This window comes from Salibacterium salarium (assembly GCF_030813635.1).
GTDB lineage: Bacteria > Bacillota > Bacilli > Bacillales > Marinococcaceae > Salibacterium > Salibacterium salarium.
In genome coordinates, this window is sequence record NZ_JAUSUM010000001.1 from 529,926 (window position 1) to 551,000 (window position 21,075).

The 21,075-nt window shown below is 40.5% G+C and carries 20 protein-coding genes; 14 read left to right on the forward strand and 6 right to left on the reverse strand.

Features of this window, described 5'->3' with window-relative positions:
* Nucleotides 1-454: 454 nt before the first annotated feature.
* The 9 genes from J2S78_RS02495 (at nt 455) to J2S78_RS02535 (ending at nt 12,421) form a co-directional block, all read left to right on the forward strand.
* On the forward strand, nt 455-3,046 hold the full coding sequence (locus J2S78_RS02495; RefSeq protein WP_306895922.1) for an exo-rhamnogalacturonan lyase family protein: 2,592 nt from the start codon (nt 455-457) through the stop codon (nt 3,044-3,046).
* A gap of 167 nt (nt 3,047-3,213) precedes the next feature.
* Nucleotides 3,214-4,725: an extracellular solute-binding protein gene (locus J2S78_RS02500; protein ID WP_306895924.1), complete on the forward strand. Its 1,512-nt coding sequence runs from the start codon at nt 3,214-3,216 to the stop codon at nt 4,723-4,725.
* A gap of 84 nt (nt 4,726-4,809) precedes the next feature.
* Complete coding sequence (locus tag J2S78_RS02505) at nt 4,810-5,766, forward strand: ABC transporter permease (protein WP_306895926.1); 957 nt, start codon at nt 4,810-4,812, stop codon at nt 5,764-5,766.
* Between the two features lie 18 nt (nt 5,767-5,784).
* Nucleotides 5,785-6,669: a carbohydrate ABC transporter permease gene (locus J2S78_RS02510; protein ID WP_185819466.1), complete on the forward strand. Its 885-nt coding sequence runs from the start codon at nt 5,785-5,787 to the stop codon at nt 6,667-6,669.
* An 87-nt stretch (nt 6,670-6,756) separates the two neighbouring features.
* The gene (locus J2S78_RS02515) at nt 6,757-9,072 is read left to right on the forward strand and encodes an AraC family transcriptional regulator (protein WP_306895930.1); all 2,316 of its coding nucleotides are present in this window, start codon (nt 6,757-6,759) and stop codon (nt 9,070-9,072) included.
* Between the two features lie 11 nt (nt 9,073-9,083).
* On the forward strand, nt 9,084-10,385 hold the full coding sequence (locus tag J2S78_RS02520; RefSeq protein WP_306895931.1) for a Gfo/Idh/MocA family oxidoreductase: 1,302 nt from the start codon (nt 9,084-9,086) through the stop codon (nt 10,383-10,385).
* 2 nt (nt 10,386-10,387) lie between these two features.
* Nucleotides 10,388-11,110 carry a DUF1961 family protein gene (locus J2S78_RS02525; protein ID WP_306895932.1) on the forward strand — a complete coding sequence of 241 codons (723 nt, stop codon included), beginning with the start codon at nt 10,388-10,390 and terminating at the stop codon, nt 11,108-11,110.
* Nucleotides 11,103-11,747 carry a YesL family protein gene (locus tag J2S78_RS02530; protein WP_306895934.1) on the forward strand — a complete coding sequence of 215 codons (645 nt, stop codon included), beginning with the start codon at nt 11,103-11,105 and terminating at the stop codon, nt 11,745-11,747. The genes J2S78_RS02525 and J2S78_RS02530 overlap by 8 nt, the downstream gene beginning before the upstream one ends.
* 17 nt (nt 11,748-11,764) lie before the next feature.
* Nucleotides 11,765-12,421 carry a rhamnogalacturonan acetylesterase gene (locus J2S78_RS02535; protein WP_306895936.1) on the forward strand — a complete coding sequence of 219 codons (657 nt, stop codon included), beginning with the start codon at nt 11,765-11,767 and terminating at the stop codon, nt 12,419-12,421.
* A 126-nt stretch (nt 12,422-12,547) separates the two neighbouring features.
* On the opposite strand, the gene J2S78_RS02540 is transcribed toward J2S78_RS02535, so the two are convergent.
* The 3 genes from J2S78_RS02540 to J2S78_RS02550 are packed head-to-tail and all read right to left on the reverse strand — an operon-like array spanning nt 12,548 to nt 15,117.
* Nucleotides 12,548-13,741 (reverse strand): acetyl-CoA C-acetyltransferase, encoded by a 1,194-nt coding sequence (locus J2S78_RS02540; protein WP_306895938.1) that lies wholly within the window; start codon nt 13,739-13,741, stop codon nt 12,548-12,550.
* A complete protein-coding gene (locus J2S78_RS02545) occupies nt 13,738-14,400 on the reverse strand; it encodes a 3-oxoacid CoA-transferase subunit B (protein WP_306895940.1) in 663 nt (220 codons plus the stop codon). The genes J2S78_RS02540 and J2S78_RS02545 overlap by 4 nt, the downstream gene beginning before the upstream one ends.
* A 24-nt stretch (nt 14,401-14,424) precedes the next feature.
* On the reverse strand, nt 14,425-15,117 hold the full coding sequence (locus J2S78_RS02550; RefSeq protein ID WP_306895943.1) for a CoA transferase subunit A: 693 nt from the start codon (nt 15,115-15,117) through the stop codon (nt 14,425-14,427).
* A gap of 120 nt (nt 15,118-15,237) precedes the next feature.
* On the opposite strand from J2S78_RS02550, the gene J2S78_RS02555 reads away from it, so the two are divergent.
* A complete protein-coding gene (locus J2S78_RS02555) occupies nt 15,238-16,125 on the forward strand; it encodes a LysR family transcriptional regulator (protein WP_306895945.1) in 888 nt (295 codons plus the stop codon).
* 249 nt (nt 16,126-16,374) lie between these two features.
* Here J2S78_RS02555 and J2S78_RS02560 read toward each other — a convergent pair whose 3' ends face one another.
* Nucleotides 16,375-16,524 carry a YfhE family protein gene (locus J2S78_RS02560; RefSeq protein ID WP_125553646.1) on the reverse strand — a complete coding sequence of 50 codons (150 nt, stop codon included), beginning with the start codon at nt 16,522-16,524 and terminating at the stop codon, nt 16,375-16,377.
* Between the two features lie 89 nt (nt 16,525-16,613).
* Here J2S78_RS02560 and J2S78_RS02565 point away from each other — a divergent pair, with 89 nt between their 5' ends.
* The 4 genes from J2S78_RS02565 to J2S78_RS02580 all read left to right on the forward strand — a co-directional run bounded on the left by J2S78_RS02565 (nt 16,614) and on the right by J2S78_RS02580 (nt 19,095).
* Complete coding sequence (locus J2S78_RS02565) at nt 16,614-17,066, forward strand: SRPBCC family protein (RefSeq protein WP_306895947.1); 453 nt, start codon at nt 16,614-16,616, stop codon at nt 17,064-17,066.
* A gap of 77 nt (nt 17,067-17,143) precedes the next feature.
* The gene (locus tag J2S78_RS02570; protein WP_306895949.1) at nt 17,144-18,031 is read left to right on the forward strand and encodes a LysR family transcriptional regulator; all 888 of its coding nucleotides are present in this window, start codon (nt 17,144-17,146) and stop codon (nt 18,029-18,031) included.
* A 149-nt stretch (nt 18,032-18,180) separates the two neighbouring features.
* Nucleotides 18,181-18,702, forward strand: coding sequence for an acyl-CoA thioesterase (locus J2S78_RS02575; protein WP_306895951.1), 522 nt, complete (start codon nt 18,181-18,183; stop codon nt 18,700-18,702).
* A 15-nt stretch (nt 18,703-18,717) separates the two neighbouring features.
* Complete coding sequence (locus J2S78_RS02580) at nt 18,718-19,095, forward strand: hypothetical protein (protein ID WP_306895954.1); 378 nt, start codon at nt 18,718-18,720, stop codon at nt 19,093-19,095.
* 97 nt (nt 19,096-19,192) lie between these two features.
* Here the strand turns inward: J2S78_RS02580 and J2S78_RS02585 are convergent, their stop codons facing one another.
* On the reverse strand, nt 19,193-19,831 hold the full coding sequence (locus J2S78_RS02585; protein WP_306895956.1) for an O-methyltransferase: 639 nt from the start codon (nt 19,829-19,831) through the stop codon (nt 19,193-19,195).
* Between the two features lie 68 nt (nt 19,832-19,899).
* On the reverse strand, nt 19,900-20,889 hold the full coding sequence (locus tag J2S78_RS02590) for a zinc-binding dehydrogenase (RefSeq protein WP_306895958.1): 990 nt from the start codon (nt 20,887-20,889) through the stop codon (nt 19,900-19,902).
* Between the last annotated feature and the right edge of the window lie 186 nt (nt 20,890-21,075).

Genomic DNA, 21,075 nt, shown 5'->3' on the forward strand with positions numbered 1-21,075 from the left:
AGGACAAATAAAAGGTAGATGAAGAACGTTTTGTCCCTAATATAACCAATTCAGGACAATACGTAACGAAAATTGGTGTGAAATGTCCTGAATCTTTATCATGCGAGACATTCCAGGAAGAGAACTTTCTCGAAAAGGGAAGCATCGGACCGACAACTCCGAACTATTTTTGGAACGAACCTTCAGCAGGAGCGGAAGACGGGCGAATCCAGCGGAAAAAGCGTGTCACCGTTTTTCTTAAGGTTGTAGTAGGGAATGTGAGGGGGCTGTTGGGAGTACGCGAACAAAGGAAGCGTATGAGATGGAGGAAGGAAGTGGTTTGAATGTCGCGCGGCACGGAGCTTGGTCGTTTTCCAAGCTCCGTTTTTCTTATATGTAAAAGCAAAAAAGTACAGTTGATGGAAATAAATCAACCTTGTATGTTTTACACCATACTACGAAAACAAGAAAGGGTGTGAAGGATTTGAAATTACACTGGTTAGACAAGACACCGGCGCCAGCTGCTGGTGTTTCATGGGGAGTTCCTTGGAAGAAAGGTGTATTGAATCGGGAAGATCCGCTTGCTTTAGTTGGTCCTTCTGGTGAAAAAATCAGTTTGCAATCGTGGCCGTTGGCTTATTGGCCAGACGGTAGTGTGAAGTGGACAGGACATGCGACGGTGATGCAAGAATATAGTAAAGGTGCTTACACGTTGAACATAGACGATAATAAACGAGTTGAGCATCCTCTCTGTGTGCAGGAGTCCGATGAAAAAATAGAAGTGAACACAGGTCCATTACAGTGTAATATTAATAAAAACGGTCACTCTATTCTCAATAATCTTGTTGTGAATGAAAACGTGCTTGGGACCAAAGGAAAACTAATCAGTATTCGAGAGGAACGTAACGAGCGCAGTGAAGAAGGGACAATATATCGTCATGAACGGTTGGAAGGAAAAATCAACGCTGTTGAAATAGAACAGACAGGTCCAATAAGAGCCGTTATTAAAATAACCGGAGTTCATGTGAATGAGACGAAGGAATGGCTTCCCTTTGTTCTTAGAATGTATTTCTATCAAGCGTCGCCTGAAATAAAAATGGTTCATACGTTTATTTACGACGGGGACCCTCATTATGATTTTGTTAAAGGATTGGGGATAGAGTTTCAAACAAATGTTCAAGGTGAACCTTGGAACCGAAATGTCCGTTTTTTGTGTGAAGAAGGAATCTATTCTGAACCCGGTCAACTAGTATGGACAAGAACATACGGAAAAGCAGAGGGGTTGTATGAAAAACAAATTTCCGGTGAGCCTGTGAATATAACGGAGCATCCTACCTTAAAAGACCATGTGCAGGGGAACGCAGTCTGGAATGATTTTAAAATCGTCCAAGACTCGAGTTTTCACTATAAAGTGAGAAAGAGAACGGAAGAAAATTGTTCCTGGCTGGATGCTGTGCATGGTTCTAAAGCTAAAGGACTCATGTACGCGGGTGGAAGCAATGGAGGTATAGCAGTAGGATTAAAAAACTTTTGGAAGAAGAACCCAAGCGAATTGGAAATAACCCAGTTTACAAAAGAAATGCCAACGATGATGGTCTGGTTCTGGTCTCCTGAAGGAGAATCGATGGATTTGCGTCATTACAGTAACGATACGCACGTTCGCAGTGCTTATGAAGGATTTGATGAGATGCGTTCTACTCCTCATGGAGTTGCAAACACAAGTGAAGTGAATCTGAGGGGGTTTTCAAAAGTACCTGTAAATGAAGAGTTGCTTCGACTCGGTGAGACCTGGCAAAATCCGGCCCTATTCCTATGTGAGTCGAAGTATTATCATAGTACTTATGCTTTAGGTACCTGGAGTTTGCCGGATGATGAGGATCCATTTAAAGCGGCTTTAGAAACACAGCTGGAAGCTGCTTTTTCTTTTTACAAACAAGAAGTCGAACAACGAAGCTGGTACGGGTATTGGAATTATGGCGATGTCATGCATACGTATGATGCTACTCGTCATCAATGGCTTTATGATGAAGGAGGGTTCGCTTGGCAAAATACCGAACTAGTCCCGAATATTTGGTTATGGTACGCATTTTTGAGAACAGGGCGTAAGGATATATTTGAGATGGCAGAAGCGATGACGCGGCATACAAGTGAAGTTGATCGATATCATATCGGGAAGTATGCCGGATTAGGGTCGAGACATAATGTTATTCATTGGGGATGTGGTTGTAAGGAAGCAAGGATTAGTATGGCGAGCCTTCATAGGTATTACTATTTTCTTACAACAGATGAAAGAACAAGAGACTTATTAACAGATGTACGTGATGTAGATTATGCAACGATGGAATTAGATCCGATGAGAGAGTTTTACCCACCGAAAACAGGTCTTACTCATACGAGAGTTGGTCCAGATTGGAGTGCCTTTTGTTCGAATTGGCTGTCGGAATGGGAACGAACGGAAAATACAACCTACAAAGAAAAAATAGAAACCGGCATTGATAATCTAAAGAACACCCCTAACCGGCTATTGTCTGGTCCTGTTTTTGAATACGATGCACGATCATCCAACTTATATCATATTGGGGACGGAACACCAGGGGGATATCATATGGTTATCGCTTTTGGGGCTCCACAAGTGTGGATGGAAACGGCAGAACTTTTAGAGGACGATGAGTGGAAAGAAATGCTAGCGGACTTTGGAGAATTTTATTTACTAACGGATGAAGAGAAAAGGAAAAGAAGCAATGGCAAGATAAACGATAACATGTTTGACTGGCCGATGTTTGCCGCAGGGATGGCAGCTTATGCAGCCTCCCGGAAACAAGATGACAACCTTGCCCAAAAAGTGTGGCAATTATTATTAAAATCAGAATACAGCCACATTCCTCTGCCGATAGAAAAGGAAACGATAAAAACGTGGAAAACATTAGATGAAATTCCGTGGGTAACGACAAACACTATTTCACAGTGGTGTCTTAATGTCATTGTAGCTCTTGAATTAATCGGCGATATCGCACCAGAAGCTGATTTGCAAAAAAGTATTATTCATCAAAAAAGTACTACCAAATAATCGCTTGTTCCTATCTGAGATGGCTTTTTGGAAGGATGTTATCGAAGAGAGACAAAAAAGGATAATTGCCGGAAAAATGTAAGCGCTTTATATTATGAGTGGCAGTCATTTTTATATATGAGAAAAAATAGGCAGGCTGCACATTTTTTTAAGGAGGAATATATATAGTGAAGATTTTTTTTAGAAAAAGCATCATAACGTACCCATTGTTCTTTTCATTATGCTTCGTGCTTTTATTTGGTTGCAGCAATGAGGAAGCAGATACCTCTGATGAAGATAACACAGACGGGGAAACAACCGATATTTCCATTTTAACTACAGCATATACACCAGAACCACCGGATGAAAGCAGTCCAGCCTGGCAGGCACTAGAGGAATATACAAACACGAATTTAGACATTACCTATGTTCCAAGTAGCAATTGGGACGAACGGTTTAATGTCACGTTAGCTTCTGGTGATCTTCCTTCCATCATGTTAGCAGATAAAACACCAAGTTTTATTAATGCGGTACAGGATGGAGCGTTTTGGAATCTGACAGATCATTTGGATGAATATGAGAACCTCAGCCAAATGAACGATATCGTAAAAAATAATATTTCTATCGAAGGGGAAATATATTCTATTCCACGTTCTCGGCCGCTAGGTAGAAATGCGGTAACAATTAGAGAAGATTGGTTAGAAAATGTAGGGTTGGATAAACCAGAAACGATTGATGAATTTTATGAAGTACTAAAGGCTTTCACAGAAGAAGACCCTGATGGTGATGGAGAAGATAATACGACAGGTATGGTGGTGTCGGAATACGAAGGTCCATGGGACATTATGCAGACATGGTTTGGGGTTCCGAATGAATGGGGAGAAGATGAGAATGGAGAGCTGGTGCCGGACTTTATGACTGATGAGTACCGAGAAGCTTTGGATTTTTTCAACAAAATCTATGAAGAAGGATTAGTAAATGAAGACTTTGCTGTTATGGATCCCGCCAAATGGCATGATGCCTTTGTGAACGGGGAAGCCGGCGTCATCGTCGATGTAGGGGATGCGGCTAATAGAAATCATAAAGATATGGTTAAAGACGATTCATCTTTAGAAGGGTCTGTCGGTCTTTTCGGTGCAGTAGAAGGTCCAGATGGCCTGTATAATCTTCCTACATTGGGCTATTCAAGTATGTTGGCTATTTCAAAAACATCGGTGAAAACGGAAGAAGAGCTTCATGAAGTATTAGAATTTTTAGATAAAATCAATACAGAAGAAGGTCAGAATCTTGTTTTTAATGGTGTGGAAGGGCGTCATTACGAAATCGAAGATGGAGAATATGTACCAGAGTCAGACCAAAACTTGGTATATGAATATGAGGATCTGAATCAAATACTGCCGGCACTTCCTACAGAACGCTATCATGTTGAGGAAGAATCAGAGCTGACAGAGCAATGGAATGAGCTAAAAATTAAAAATGAGGATATCGTCGTCTCTAATCCGGCTGAACCACTTGTCTCAGAAGTGTATGCCCAACACGGCCAGCAACTTGATGATATTGTGAACGATGCTCGAATTAAGTATATTGTCGGTCAAATTGATGAAGAAGGTTTAGATGAAGCAGAAGCGCTATGGAAACAATCTGGTGGTGATGACTATATAGAAGAAATCAATACGTTGTATGAAGAGAATCAAAACTAGAAAATTCAGCATAAAAGATAGGTGGCGTTAAACCCACCTATCTTTTAAAACAAGCTGGTGTTTACAGGAAAGTGAGGAATCTGCATGGCAAATATTGAGTTTGAGCAAGAACTTACGTTTCCAGTAGAAAAGAAGAAATTAACATTTAAACAAAAATTACGCAGAGATAAATGGTTGTACTTGCTCTTAATTCCGGGGATTATTTATTTTGCCCTTTTTAAGTATTTACCTATGTGGGGCATTTTGATGGCTTTTCAGGATTATTCTCCTTTTTTAGGATTTTGGGCAAGTGATTGGGTGGGGTTCACCCATTTTCAAAACTTTTTCAGCAATCCTGACTTTTTCAGGCTGTTAAGAAATACCTTAATTTTAGCTGTCTACGATATTATTTTCTTTTTTCCCGTCCCTATTATTCTATCTCTATTAATTAATGAAGTACGGATGGCTCTGTTTAAACGGACGGTGCAAACGTTGGTATATATACCGCATTTTATGTCTTGGGTTATTATTGCCAGTATTTCTTACGTCTTTCTAACGACAAGTGGCGGTATTATAAATGACATTATCGCACACTTTACAGGCGAAACGGTTTCTTTTTTGTCCCATCCTGACTGGTTTCGGCCAATGATTATTGGACAGGTGATTTGGAAAGAAGTCGGCTGGGGTACGGTTATCTTTCTAGCTGCACTTGCAAATGTAAGTTCAGAACAATATGAAGCTGCGATTGTGGACGGGGCCGGCAGATTTCGAAGAGTTTGGCACGTAACGCTGCCAGCATTACGAAGCACGATCGTTATCTTACTTATTCTTCGATTAGGAAATTTTCTAGATCAAGGGTTCCAACAAATCTATCTGATGACAAACTCCTTGAACCGGGAAGTTGCTGATGTCTTTGATACGTATGTCTACTTTATGGGTATTACGCAAGGGGCATTCAGTTATAGCACAGCAGTTGGTTTATTTAAGGCTGTCGTTGGGATTATCTTAATTTATGGAGCCAACTGGTTTGCTAAAAAAATGGGTCAGGAAGGGTTATTTTAATACAGGAGGCAAAAGCTCATGAGTAATATAAATAAAATGCATAATACAACGCCCGGCAGAATATTTGATGTATGTAACCATTTATTATTAATCGTTTTGGGGCTGGTGACCTTTTTGCCATTTGTTTATGTAATGGCGGGGTCGTTTGCAACAGAAGCAGAAATAGCGAGAAGATCCTTTTTTATTTTCCCGGAAACGTTTAGTTTGGAAGCGTACCGGTATATTTTTTCAACATCAACATTTGTACGAAGTATCGGTGTGTCTGTGTTTGTTACCGTGGTTGGAACACTAGTTAGTTTAGCTTTAACGATGACGATGGCTTACCCTTTATCAAGAAAAAATTTAGTAGGGAGAAACTTGCTTCTGAATCTTATTATTTTTTCGATGGTATTTAGCGGAGGGATGGTTCCGACATATATCGTTGTGAGGAGCTTAGGATTGCTTGATTCCTTGTGGGCTTTAATTTTACCGATGGCTATTAATCCCTTTTATTTAATCATTGTAAAAACGTTTTTTCAAAATCTTCCTGTAGAATTGGAAGAAGCGGCGAAAATCGATGGTTGTACGGAAATAGGTGTTTTTTGGAGAATTGTTTTGCCATTGTCTAAGCCGGTGATTGCAACATTTACATTATTCTATGCGGTGTTTTACTGGAACGACTTTTTTAATGCGCTACTATATATTAGTGATAGCTCCAAATGGCCTGTCCAATTATTACTGCAACAACTGATGATGGTGGCTAATGTTGATTTTGGTGACATGGATGCACTTTTAGCTGAACCTCCTGAAGAATCACTTAAATTAGCCGTCATTGTAGTAGCTACCTTACCAATACTCGTATTTTACCCATTTTTACAAAAGCATTTTGCCAAGGGTGTCATGTTAGGTTCGGTAAAAGGATAATTTTAGAAATAGGATGAATATTATGAAAATATAATATAGAATAAAGAAAGGGATGAGCTTCGATGTAACGTTAGGATGGGGATAACGTTGTTTAAACTAGGTAAAACAGCAAAAGAAGAAATGAGATTGGACTGGAAAAGTCGATATTTCCGCAAGAGTTTTATTTTAATTTTGTTCATTACTTCTATTCCGGGAATTGTATTTGGTGTTGGATTTTATGGGTTTGGTGTCGTACAAGTAGAAGAAGAACTTAGAGACATTCATGAAAATCAAATTAATCAACGTGCTGCCAATATTGACGATCAATTTGATTATTTAGAAGTGTCTTTGTCGCACTGGGCATTTGAACCGAGGTTTAATGAAACATTGCTGGAACTTGATTACGTGGAAAATTTTCAGGAAACACGTGATATCGTCCAAAAACTTTTGATTCTAAAAGGGAGTCATCCGTTAATAAAACAGGTAAGACTGTTTGTGGATGCAGAAGATCCTATTTTGTTTAGTCCGCATTATGGAGTTATAAACGAGCAGGAGAAATATGATAAATACCATTCTGTATTAACAGAAAGACAACATGTTCATTGGACTTCGTTGTATGATTTCGGAGGTTCATCGGTAGCACTTACGCATAATATTCCCGGAAATAGCAGGACTCCATTCGGAACAATTATTGTCACGATGGATGAGTATAAGATGACGCAGCTATTGAAAACATTAACCCCGTATGATGCGGGGGTTACGCTTATGATGAACGAAAACGAGCAAACGTTGGTATCCTCGAACAGTACAAATCACTCCAATTTTGAAAACGCTTTAAAAGAGAAGGTGCAAGAACAAAAGGCGGGTGCAAACGAGTCCTTTACGATGGAGTGGGAAGGAGAAACTTACTCTGTTTCATCAGGACATATGGACAGAATTGATTCAGAATGGCTGTATGTATCGGCAGCCCCGATTTCTTCCATAACATCTCCGATTGTTTTTATTTCTAATTTAATAATAATTATTAGTCTCAGTTTATTAGTCATCGCATTTATTATGGCTTGGTTTGCCTCCAATAGAATTTATAGTCCGGTAAGGAAATTACTGCAAGTGTTGGGAGGTGAAGAGGGAGACTCTAAACATAAACAAGATGAGTTTGAAATGATAAAAGAAAAGTGGATAAAGCTTTCTAATGAAAGTGAATCATTGCAACAGAAGTTGTCAGCTCAGATTCCTCAGTTGAAACAAAGTTTTTTGTTGCAATTGACAAAAGGTTACTTATATGAATACTCCGAAGCTGAATTGAGAAGTCGTATGGAAAATTATGATTGGAATATAGAGGACCATAAGTTTCTAATCATGGATATTCAGCTAACAGGGATCTATGAATCAGAAATTATATTAGAAAACGATGAAAGTCTAGTGACGTTCGCAATGGCAAATATAATGGAAGAATCAGCGAGGAATTATTTTGAACAGTTCACGACAATTAATTATCACGATCTGTCAGTAGGTATGTTGATCATAACTCCTTCATCGAACAATGTAAAAGACGACCTTTATCTATGTGCTGAAAATATAACGAACGCAGTAAACGATATTCTCAAATTACAAGTAACCGTGACATTAAGTCAATCAGCTGATCAAGTGAAACGAATTCCTTATTTGTTTGAAGAAGTGAGTCAAGGCAAGCGATACAGGAATTTTGAAAATCAAAATCAACTCATAGACTTACAGGAACACAAGAAAGAATCAAATCATGTAAACGTATATTATCCTTTTGAAATCGAAAAAGAAATTGTTCAAGCTGTCCGCCGTGGTCAAATAAACGAAGCGAAACAGTTAACCCGGGAATTTTTAGAGGAATTAACGTTTTTAGGGATGAAGGAGATTAACATTCAATCGGGCATGATGCAGTTGTTTGGGACGATTCAAAAAGAGATTCTTCATTCAGGTATTCAGCCAAATGACTTGTTTAAAGGAAGAAATATGTTTGCAGAGTTAACACAAATTCGTGAATCAGAGTGGATGGTGGAGTGGATTGTAGAAGAAGTTATTTCTCCATATGTGAATATATTGCAAGGAAGAATGGATTTTGAAACGAAACGCATAGTAGAACAAGTGGTAGAAGAAATTCAAAGTGATTATATGAAGGATATCTCGTTAGAAAGTTACGCTGATATCGTTGGAACCAATCCTTATACGTTAAGCAAGGCGTTTAAAAGAGTGCTGGGCGTAAACTTTATCGATTACGTTACAACAGTACGAATGGATAAAGCAAAAGAGTTACTGTTAAATACGAATATGAAAGTCAATGAAGTATCGGAAAAGGTTGGATACCGTCACAGTTATTTTAATCGTATCTTTAAAAAACATGTCGGTGTAACACCGGGACAGTACAGAAAATTAAAATCTAGTTCATAGGAGTGAGATATATGAAAAAGGCATATGCATTGGTCGGCACAGGCGGACGGGCTGAGTTTTTTTACGGAGCAATAGCAAAGGAATTCAAAGATATGTGCGAGCTTGTAGCTTTTTGTGATACGAACCAAACTAGAATGGATTACGCCAATCATCTTTTAGAAGAAACGTATGACCATTTTCCGGTGAGGACATATATGGCTAATGCGTTTGAGGAGATGGTTGATACAGAAAAACCAGATGTTATTATTGTCACCTCGATAGATCGCACACATCATCTCTACATTATACGGGCTTTGGAGCTGGGGTGTGACGTTATTACCGAAAAACCGATGACGATAGATGAAGAGAAATGCCAAGATATTTTAGATACGATTGACAAAACAGGAAATAAGGTACGCGTTGCATTTAATTATCGTTATGCTCCACATAACACAAAAATAAGAGAACTAATTGCAAATGGAGTGCTCGGTAAAGTGTACTCTGTAAATTTTGAATGGGCGCTCGATACGCAGCATGGCGCGGACTATTTTCGCAGGTGGCATAGAGATAAAAGAAATAGTGGAGGATTGCTTGTCCATAAATCGACCCATCATTTTGATTTAGTCAACTTTTGGCTTGGAACCCATCCAGACACTGTTTATGCTGCGGGAGGATTGCGGTTTTATGGGAAAGAAAATGCAGAATCCAGAGGAATTACTTCATTTTATCAACGGGCGTATGGAAGTGAGTATGCGAAAGAGGATCCTTTTGCCCTTCATTTGGAAGACAACCCCCATTTAAAATCCATGTATCTCGATGCGGAAAAAGAAGATGGGTATCAACGTGACCAAAGTGTGTTCGGAGATGGAATCAGCATTGAAGATACGCTTGGGGTTTTAGTCACCTACAAAAATAAAGCTCTTTTAAATTATTCTTTACATGCGTATTTACCGTGGGAAGGTTATATCGTTACGTTTAATGGTAGTAAAGGGAGAATGGAAGTGCGTGTTCGAGAACAATCGTATGTTAACGCAGGCGGCGAAAAACAGGAAGAGGGCCGTATTGAAGAAAAGTCTATCACTATATTACCGATGTTTGGGACGTCTTACCAGGTCGAGGTAGACGAGGTTGAAGGTGGTCATGGCGGAGGAGACCCTGCTTTATTAAATAACCTTTTCAATCCTGACATTCACGATGAATGGAACCGGGCCGCCTCCCATATTGATGGAGCGATGTCTATTTTAACAGGTATAGCTGGAAACAAGTCTTTACAAACGGGGCAGGCAGTGAAAGTAAACTCTTTAGTCGATTTTAATAGAAAGGAAGAACAATAGCTGTGGGATATCACCAGTTTGCTGAAGGAGAGCTGCTGTACAAAAACAATCTATCAACCCCAGAAGATATAGATGATTGGAAGGTAGAAGGAGAAATGTTTGCTCGTTTTAAAAAAAATACGCTTTTTTTGAAAAATAAATTAGACCCTGATATCCACGGTGATAAGTCGCATTGGGTGTTCTGGTGTCCGGTTGATTTTCCGGATAACGTCATGATTCAATGGGAGTTTTGTCCAATTGCTGAACCAGGGTTGTGTATGATGTTTTTCGCTGCGACTGGCCGTAAGGGGGAGGATATTTTTGACCAATCTTTACCGAATAGGACGGGGGTATATCCTCAATATCACTCCGGTGCTATAAATGCATTGCACCTTTCTTATTTTCGTCACAAGCAAGCAGAAGAGAGGGCTTTTCGGACTTGTAACTTACGCAAAAGTTTTGGTTTTCATCTTGTGGCACACGGCGCTGATCCACTCCCTCCGGTAACGGATGTCATAGAGCCCTACCATATGAAAGTAGTAAAATACGATGAAATCGTTCAGTTTTCTATAAATGAGTTGCCGATTTTAGAGTGGGAAGATGACGGTCAAACATTCGGCCCCGTATATAAAGGTGGAAAAATAGGAATAAGGCAGATGGCTCCGATGGAAGCGGCGTATTCTAATTTTACAGTCCACCGGGCTGTTTCTATAAAGGAAGCCGAGGGGAGGTCGTCAAGTGTTTGATAATAGTGGTGTTGTAGGAGGGTTTTACAGGGCCGGAGAAACGGTTTTATTTTTAGTCTATGTAAACGTATTATGGATATTGTTTTCATTTCTCGGATTGATTATTTTTGGTTTAGGTCCCAGTACTTTAGCTATGTTCACGGTATTTAGGAGATGGGCGATGGGAGCGTCGGATGTCCGCGTTTTTACTACATTTTGGCAAGCGTTTCGAGCAGATTTTGTAAAGGCCAATGTGTTAGCCTGGCTTTTATTCGTTTTTGGACTGATGATATATACGAATTTAAACTATTTCACTTTACCAAGCGAATGGCTGCATCTCATCTTTCGCTATGTCATTATAGGTGTCGCTCTTTTGTACGGCGCAATGCTTTTGTATATTTTTCCGGTAATGGCTCATTATGAAACGAACTTTTTTCGCTATTTCAAGAATGCGGTGTTAATTGCCGTTTTTCAACCACTCCGTACTGTTTATCTCATAGCAGCCTGTTTTACACTCTACCATTTGTTTTATACCTTACCTATATTACTATTATTTTTCGGAGCAAGCTTAACTGGTTTTATTTTAATGTGGATAACATATCGAACCTTTGTGAAAATTGAAGACCGGCAGCGATTCTTTTATACAGAGCATGCATAGAAAAGGAGATAACCTATATGAACAGCTCTATTACTATTTATCTGGCAGGAGATTCAACGGTACAGACATATGGTACAAACGAAAAGCCTCAGGCAGGATGGGGGCAGTATTTAGATCGTCATGTTGATGAGGCTGTATCAATTTCGAATCACGCGATTGGAGGTAGAAGTTCAAAAACGTTTATTACAGAAGGTCGCCTGGAAACTATATCAAGTGAAATGAAAGAAACGGATTACTTGCTTATTCAAATGGGGCATAACGATTCGACGAAAAATAAACCGGAACGATATACGGATCCTTATACGGATTACAAACAGTACATCAGGCAGTATATTGAACAGGCGCGTCGTAATAAAGCGACCCCGATTTTGATAACACCGGTGGGAAGGCTTCACTATGTGAGAAAGGAGTTCCTTGCTGATTTTGGTGATTACTGTAACGCCATGAAAGAAGTAGCCGAAGAAGAAAAGGTGGAGTTAATCGATCTAATGGCGAAAAGCATTGCCTATTATTCTTCAATCGGCTATGAAAAGACGGCGGAACTATTTATGATTTCTATGAACGGTACCGATTGTACCCATTTTACGGAAAAAGGAGCATATACGATTGCTCAACTTGTCGCAAAAGAAATGAAGCAACTCGATAATGGGATTTCTACTTATGTGACTGTGTAAAGCAGGTTTAATAAATGGAATTTTACTAGCTGAACTTGGAAGTTTACTGTCCGAAGTTAGTTGAATACTGACTAGATTAACATTTATACTTGCCGAACTCGAGTCTTTACTGGCAAATAGAACTTTTTACTGGCGCCATCGTTCGACGATAGTAGCAACGCCTTGACCTCCTCCGATACATAAGGTGGCAAGACCAGACATACTGTCGCGGCGTTTCATTTCATAAAGCAGCGTGACAAGGATACGTGCGCCGCTTGCGCCGATAGGGTGGCCAAGTGCAATGGCGCCTCCGTTAACATTTAAACGATCAGAGGGAAGTTGTAGATCACGCTGAACGGCGAGGGACTGAGCGGAAAAAGCTTCATTTGCTTCAATCAAATCGAGGTCGCAAACGGTCATGTCAGCTTTTTTTAACGCACGTTGGGTTGCAGGAACGGGGCCGGTTCCCATGATTCTGGGATCGACGGCTGCACTTGCGTTACTGCGGATACGGGCGAGTGGTATAATGTTGAGTTCTTTAGCTCGGGATTCGCTCATGACAACCATAGCGGAAGCCCCGTCGTTAATACCGGACGCATTGCCGGCGGTGACGCTTCCCTCTTTTTTAAACGCAGGACGCAGTTTACTCAGTTTATCAGCGGTGGTCCCTTCGCGAATGTGTTCGTCTTCTCGAACTTCGATAGGCTCGCCTTTACGCTGCGGAACGTTAACAGGAACGATTTCTTCATCGAAACGTCCATTATCCCGCGCCACAGCTGCTTTTTGCTGGCTCCAGGCTGCGAATTCATCCTGCTCTTCCCGGGAGAAACCGTACTGGTCATTAATATTTTCAGCGGTAACACCCATGTGGTAGTTCTCCATCGCACAAGTGAGACCATCATGAATGATGCTGTCGATAAATGTTTGATTGCCGATACCAAAACCATCTCTGGCATTCATGCTTACATAAGGCGCCTGGCTCATATTTTCCATGCCGCCGGCAACTATAATTTCAGCATCGCCTGTTTGGATGGCCTGTGTAGCGAGATGAATAGCTTTAAGGCCGGATCCGCACACTTTATTAATGGTCATAGCCGGAATGAACTCTGGCAGTTCGGCGTTCATGGCGGCAATTCGTGCGGGATTTTGGCCAAGTCCCGCCTGTAGAACGTTTCCCATTATAACTTCATCAACCTGGTTAGCTTCGATACCGGAGCGTTCGAGCGCTCGTTTAAGAACAATACCCCCGAGATCAACTGCCTTGACGTCTTTTAAGGCACCGCGAAACCCACCAATGGGAGTTCGCACTGCCCCGACGAGAACGACATCTTTATTGCTCACGAAGATCCCTCTTTCTGTGTGATATTTTTATCTACACTAAAGTCAGCTTCTGTCTTGTTACGGATCATATCAAGATTCGCTCCTTCTAAAATCTCTTTTAAAACCATGCCTTTATCGGTGAAATCAAAGACGGCTATGTCTGTAATGAGACGGCTGACCACTTGAGACCCGGTCAGAGGGAGTTCACAAGAGGCGCGGATTTTGGATTCTCCGTATTTATTGACGTGATTCATTATAATAACCACCTTACGTGCGCCCTGGACGATATCCATTGCACCGCCCATCCCTTTGACCATTTTCCCGGGAATCATCCAGTTGGCAAGGTCTCCTTTCTCAGACACTTCCATGCCGCCAAGAACAGCGAGGTCAATGTGTCCTCCGCGAATCATTGCAAACGACTCGGCGTTGTCAAAAAAAGATCCACCTTCCTTCACGGTTACCGTTTCTTTACCGGCATTTATCAAATCCGGATCGACCACATTTTCATGGGGATAGGGGCCAATCCCGAGCAAACCATTTTCAGAGTGTAAATAGACATTCATTGATGCTGGGATAAAATTTGCTAACATCGTCGGCATACCAATTCCGAGATTTACTGTCATTCCATCTTGTATTTCGTGGACAGCCCGGTTGATAATTTTTTCGCGAGAAGTACTCATGATATGTGACCTCCTTGTTGGGTTTTAAGCGCGGACCGTGCGTTTTTCGATTCGTTTTTCATAATTCTCCCCCTTAAGGATGTGCTGGACGTAAAGGCCAGGTGTGTGAATGAAATTTGGATCTAAGTCTCCAATTTCCACAAGTTCCTCAACTTCAGCTATTGTTTTATTTCCAGCTGCAGCCGCTAGTGGGTTGAAATTACGGGATGTTTTGCGGTAAAGCAGATTGCCGTAAGAATCACCTTTCCACGCTTTAACGAGCGCAATGTCCCCGACAATTCCTGTTTCCAAAATACACGTTCTTCCGTTAAATTTTTTGTGTTCTTTGCCTTCTGCAATTGGTGTGCCGACACCGGTAGGAGTGTAGAACCCGCTTATTCCGGCACCGCCTGCGCGAATTCGCTCGGCAAGTGTTCCCTGTGGTACTAACTCTACGTCAAGTTCGCCATTTAAATATTGCTCTTCAAATACTTTATTTTCTCCAACGTAGGAAGCGAGGATTTTTTTGATTTGCTTGTTTTGAAGTAAAAGCCCAAGCCCCCAGTCATCGACACCGCAATTGTTGCTGACAATCGTAAGGTCTTTGGTTCCTTGTTCGGCCAACGCCATTATTGCTTTTTCAGGAATACCTGATAATCCAAATCCCCCTACAATGACGGTATCTCCGTCTTGAATAATACGGACAATATCGTTAAAGGATGTTGAAATTTTTGTCATGCTTTCAGACTCCTTTTTATAAAATCTTTAATGTACCTTTCACTTTACTAAAAGCGCTTACATAAGTAAAATAGATAAATATTATATATTTATTCATTAAAAGAATAAAAGGAGACAGCGATGGAAATAAAACAGTTACGTTATTTTTTAGAGGTGCATCGGGAAGGGAGTTTTTCAAAAGCAAGTGAGAAGTTGCATACTTCACAGCCGGCCCTTAGTAAGGTGATTCATCAGTTGGAAGAGGAGTTAGATATGCGTCTGTTTGACCGGTCCACGCGACATTTGAAAATATCGGAAGAAGGCGAAATATTGCGTGTCCACGCTCAAAAAGTGCTACGGGATATAGAGGATTTGGAAAAAGCTGCAGATGAAATCAGAGTACGGAAAAAGGGAAGTTTTAAGTTCGGTTTACCACCTGTAATAGGGTCCAGTTTTTTTCCGAGTATTATTGCTTTCTTTCGAAAACATTATCCTGATACGGATATGCAGATTGTCGAAGAAGGCGCTAAAATTATGGAAGAGTCTTTATTGGAAGGAAACATTGATGTGGGAGTTGCAATTTTGCCAGTGGATGATGATGCTTTTGAAGTGCGGCCGATTATAGAAAAAGAACTACTTCTGGTCGTTTCAGCCCGGCATCCGCTGGCGTATAATGATTCTGTGAAAATGAAGGAGCTGCATGGTGAAACGTTTCTCATGTTCCGGCAGGGATTTTCCTTATATGACAGGGTGCGGGAAGCTTGCATTCAGGCAGGATTTGAACCGCACGTTGGAAACGAAAGCACGCAATGGGATTTTCTTCTAACAATGGCGAAAGAAAATATGGGTATTGCCTTTTTACCAGAAACGGTGTTGGAGAAAGCAGATCTTTCTGACGTGTCTGTTTTATCCATAACCGAGCCTCTGATTCATTGGAATCTGGCACTGATTTGGCGAAAGCAAAGTTATCAGTCTCATGCCGCGAAAGAATGGGTGAAAGTTGTGGAAGAAGCTTTTAAAGCAGAATAAGCCAGAGAAATCATTATAAGATGGGGGAATTTTGCGAGTAGTAAATGGGAGGGGGTCCGTTGAGAAATCTGGAGGTATAAGCGAACAAAGAAAACGCATGAGGTGGAGGAAATGAAGCAGGGAGTGGTTAACGACGATTTTCGCTAGCAGAAACGAAGAGTAAAGAAGATGCGCGGACATTTAGTCCGTTATTTGACTCGCTTCCGGGTCCAAAAGGACGGGATCTGTGGTTACCAGATCCCGATTTTCTTAAGAACGATCTTTGTTTTTCTCTGATTTTTCCTCTTTAAACGCTTCATCCGCTTCCACGAATTCATCATTATATATGACTTCCTGGGTGCTGCTGAGTCCATTGCTTTTATCCGTCATCGTTTTATGAGGTTCTTTCTTCTCGTCCATACTTTGATTCTCCTTTATAATGAAAGTAATGCTTATAATAACCGTGACAGAGAATTCTTATTCTTATCCAAAAGAAGGTGTTGTTGTAGTTGAAACGATGGAAAAAAGAAATAGATATTGATGCACCCATTGATGAAGTCTGGTGCTTATTTGATCAATCCCTTGAAAATATGCAAAAAATCATGCCGAAAGTAATTGGGCATGAACCAGTTAAAACGACAGAAGAAGTGGTAGGAAGTGTGTATCGGCAGACGTATCAAGAAGGTAGCCAAACAGCAGAATATGATGTAGAAACGTTAGAGTATGTGGATACCGATGACAAGAAGCGGTTAAAAATTGTATTTACCATGTCCGAGTTATTTGAGATTACGACAGCTTATGAGTTATTGAAACTGAATGATAATAAAACAAGATTTATTTATTCTACTACGAATAAGCCGTTGAAGTGGCGAGTGAAACCGTTTTTACTGTTTGCTAGTGATAAAGCAGTTATCGCCTTTGTAGAACGCGTGAAGCGTGTTGTAGAAGAAGAACAGACATAAGACTACTGAAAGGCGGCTTCATCAGTCTACAAAAGTCAAGAAATGAAGCGACCAAAACATAAGAGCAGGTGGAAATCGTGGATATAAAGCAACTTCAATATTTTATTGAAATTAATCGGTTAAAAAGTTTCAGCCGAGCTGCTGAGCATTTATTTATAACCCAGCCAACCATCAGTAAGATGATTAAAAATATGGAAAAGGAGTTCAATGTAAGCTTATTTGACCGCTCCAAAAAGCAAGTCGTATTAACCGATGCGGGTAAAATTATTTTGGAACAAGCCCAAATTATCCATAAAGCGTTTAAAGATTTAGAATTACAGTTAGAGGATTTATCTGAATTAAATCAAGGACATATCCGAATAGGTCTGCCTCCCATGGTTGGATCAAGTTTTTTTCCGATGATTATTGGTCATTTTCGCGAACAATATCCAGCAATTACGATTGAATTAATGGAAAACGGCTCCAACAAAATCGCAGAAGATGTGGAAGACGGAACGCTGGATATTGGTGTTGTCGTATTACCGACAAATGAAGAAATGTTTGATTATTTTTCTTTCGTCACAGAAGATATCAAATTGGTCGTTCATGCGGATCATTCTTTGCTAGAAAAAAAGCGTATCACGCTAGAGGACTTGAAAGAAGAACACTTTATGGTATTGAACAGTGATTTTGCCTTACGGAACCGAATTATGTCAGCGTGCAATCATGAGGGATTCGAGCCGTTTATCGTATTTGAGAGTTCACAGTGGGATTTACTCGGAAAAATGGCAGCCTCGAAATTAGGTGTGACACTTCTGCCGGAAAGTATATGCAAGGAGCTGAAAGGGGATTTGAAAATCCTTTCTATTGACCACCCTGAAATGTATTGGAAGCTGGCTGTTATTTGGCGAAAAGATAGCTATTTGTCTCATGCTGCAAACGAATGGCTTCGCTTTGCAAAAGAAAATTTGAATATCAGCTACTAAAGAAAGCTGCTGTTAAGAAAACAACTATTTTGTATCCGATATCATAGACAAAAGTTATTAGATTGTATGAACTAATTCCATTTTACGCATCGTATTTTCATGGTTATCATAAACAGAGTGATTAAAGAGTCATGGAAGGTGCATATAAAATGGAAAAAAAACAGCCGAAAGACAGTAAGATTGTAAACACTGATCAAGTACTTTGCAGTGATTTAAATAATTATAATACGTTATTTGGCGGGGCGTTGATGAAACGGTTAGATGGATGTGCCGTATTGTCAGCGCGACGTCATTCGAGAGCGAAAGAATGTGTGACAGCTTCAACCGACTCGATTGATTTTCTCAGTCCGATTTATCAAACGGATTCGGTATGTGTGGAATCCTTTGTATCTTATACAGGATCGAGCTCCATGGAAATTTTTTGTAAAGTGATAGCGGAGGATATGATGAGCGGAGAACGCCGAATCGCAACGACTGCGTTTTTAACGTTTGTAGCATTGGATGAGAATAAAAATCCAATCCAAGTTCCAGAAGTAGAACCAGTGACAGAAGAGGAAATCAAGTTATACGAAACAGGACCGGAGCGGGAAGAAATTCGGAAAATGAAGCGGAAAAAAAGTAAAGATCTCGCGGGTTCTATCAGTTTGAGCAAACCATGGGAAAATGATTGATAGAAAGGCGGCCAAATGATGATAGCATTATCGAGTATAGAAGAATTACAAGCTGCTAAAAATAAAATAGAGCAGTTGAACCTGTCTGCACCAAATCTATTTGATAAACTAGTACATGTAGTGACCTTAACAAAGCAAATGCAACTAAGATATGAGTATTTGGGAAGTTTAATAATGGAAGAAGATTCAACCCGGTTTGTCAATCAACATATCCGAACATCTCTTCTCGATTTATATCAAAAAGAAGTGCAAAATCTGAAACATCCCACTGAGAAGCAAGAAGTAGAGCAGTTATTCTCGATGTATAAAAGTATTGGATATGAAAACATTTGTAAAATGATTCTTGGTGAAAGTCCTGAATCATTGAAAGGTGTTGCAGAAAAAATCTGTTAAAAACTTATGTGCTCATTGCTCCCTTATATAAAATGATGAAAAAGAGAGAAGAGGCTGTCCCTGTTTGGGAACGGCCTCTTTACATTTGGCAAACCTTTTATTCTTTTATTTTTGAAACAGTCATCCCATCCCCTATGGGCATGAGCAGAGATTCTAATTGAGGATGATTCGCTACCGTTTTATTAAATTTTCTCATTAATTCTGTGTAACCTTTAGGTTTAACCTCAGGATCTATTAAACTACCTCCCGCAAGCACATTGTCAGTAACGATTATGGCACCCGGTTCTGCTAGTTTAACGCAATATTCTAAGTAGTTTTCATAATTTTGCTTGTCAGCATCGATAAAGAAAAAATCAAATCGTTTTTTATCCTTCACCAACGTTTCAAGGTTTTGCAAAGCTTCACCAGTCATGTAAGATACTTGATTTCCAAATCCAGCTTTTGTTAAATGGCTATGGGCTAACTGGGCGTAGTTCTCTTCTAGCTCCAAGGAGGTTAATGTGCCTTTTGCACCGAATCCCCTAGCTAGGCAAATTCCACTATATCCTCCAAGAGCCCCGATTTCTAAGATATTTTTAGCTCCTGAAATGGTTATGAGCATGGTGAGAAGTTTTCCAGACGAGGGGGACACAGATATGGAGGGCATCCCGTTTTCTTTTATGGCAGAAATGACCTCCTCCAAAAGAGCATCTTGGCTGTTGAACACGGAATCGATATAACTATTCACTTTTTTCATTACATTCCCAATCCCTTCTTCTTATTGAAAGAATGACCAATCGTCAGTCTTCACTCCCGATCTAAATGCTATAGAGTGAATCCAATCTTCCCTAACTGAGCAGCCTCAGCCATTCGTTGGAAACCTTTTTCGTAATCTTTTAGCGGAAAGGTTTGATCCATAATAGGTTTGATATTATGTTTTTTAATAAAATCAAGCATGGCTTGAAGTTCTTCTTGACTCCCCATCGTTGAACCAAGCAAATTGAATTGACCGTAGAAAAATTTACGTATATTAAGTTGAACCTGATCATCTGTAGAAGAACCAAATGTAACCATCGTACCGCCGCGACGCAATTGATCAAGGGACTCATTAAAGGTGGTTGCACCTATGGATTCAATCACGACATCCATTTTTTCACCATGGAGGGCATCAGCCCAATCTTCGTGGCTGTCGATCGCAGCATCGGCTCCAAGTTCCAACGCTTTGTTTCGTTTTTCCTCAGAACGGGACGTTACATAAACGGTTGCTCCTATCGCCTTGGCGAATTGCAGTAGGAACGTTGCGACTCCGCCTCCGATACCGGGAATGAGTATTTTCATATTAGGTTCGATGCGGGCTCTTGTGAACAATACGCGATAAGCTGTGAGGGCGGGCAGTGCTAGTACACCGGATTCTTCCCACGTCAGATGGGCCGGTTTTGGTTCCACATTTTCTGCAGCAATGACAATGTTCTCGGCAAACGTGCCATCATCAGGAAAACCAAGAATTTCAAAACCATTCGGCGGAGCATCACTATTTTTCTGCCAGCCAAGCCCTGGGTTAACAATGACTTCATCACCTACAGAAACAGTATTTACATCAGCACCAATGGCTTCCACTACTCCTGCGCCATCAGAACCTACAATAAAAGGGGGATCCGTCGGCTGATGCCGTTTCAACACCGATAAATCCCGGTGGTTTAATCCCGCTGCTTTGATGCGAACCCGAACTTCTCCGGATTGCGGAGTCGCTGGTTCTACATCACGATAGGAAAGCCCATCCATCCCTTCTTTATTTTCATGTGTCAATGCTTTCATTTGAATCACTCCACTCGGCTTTCTTTTACTCCATCTTATCACAAAAGAATTCAGAAGGGGGAAGCGTGTCTCATACCATTAGCTAGAGACAGGTGTATAAAAAATAGAGATGGAGCCATTTTTTGTGAATGAAAAACATATAATGTTCCCAGCACGTTTTAAGGTGTTTTATATTTTTTATATTTG

Coding starts and splice junctions, on each gene's coding strand:
- J2S78_RS02545 (WP_306895940.1), bottom strand. CDS start 14,400: ATGAGTACTTCTCGCGAAAAAATTATCAACCGGGCTGTCCACGAAATA.
- J2S78_RS02575 (WP_306895951.1), top strand. CDS start 18,181: ATGGAAAAAAAACAGCCGAAAGACAGTAAGATTGTAAACACTGATCAA.
- J2S78_RS02505 (WP_306895926.1), top strand. CDS start 4,810: ATGGCAAATATTGAGTTTGAGCAAGAACTTACGTTTCCAGTAGAAAAG.
- J2S78_RS02590 (WP_306895958.1), bottom strand. CDS start 20,889: ATGAAAGCATTGACACATGAAAATAAAGAAGGGATGGATGGGCTTTCC.
- J2S78_RS02550 (WP_306895943.1), bottom strand. CDS start 15,117: ATGACAAAAATTTCAACATCCTTTAACGATATTGTCCGTATTATTCAA.
- J2S78_RS02535 (WP_306895936.1), top strand. CDS start 11,765: ATGAACAGCTCTATTACTATTTATCTGGCAGGAGATTCAACGGTACAG.
- J2S78_RS02560 (WP_125553646.1), bottom strand. CDS start 16,524: ATGGACGAGAAGAAAGAACCTCATAAAACGATGACGGATAAAAGCAAT.
- J2S78_RS02585 (WP_306895956.1), bottom strand. CDS start 19,831: ATGAAAAAAGTGAATAGTTATATCGATTCCGTGTTCAACAGCCAAGAT.
- J2S78_RS02510 (WP_185819466.1), top strand. CDS start 5,785: ATGAGTAATATAAATAAAATGCATAATACAACGCCCGGCAGAATATTT.
- J2S78_RS02580 (WP_306895954.1), top strand. CDS start 18,718: ATGATGATAGCATTATCGAGTATAGAAGAATTACAAGCTGCTAAAAAT.
- J2S78_RS02520 (WP_306895931.1), top strand. CDS start 9,084: ATGAAAAAGGCATATGCATTGGTCGGCACAGGCGGACGGGCTGAGTTT.
- J2S78_RS02555 (WP_306895945.1), top strand. CDS start 15,238: ATGGAAATAAAACAGTTACGTTATTTTTTAGAGGTGCATCGGGAAGGG.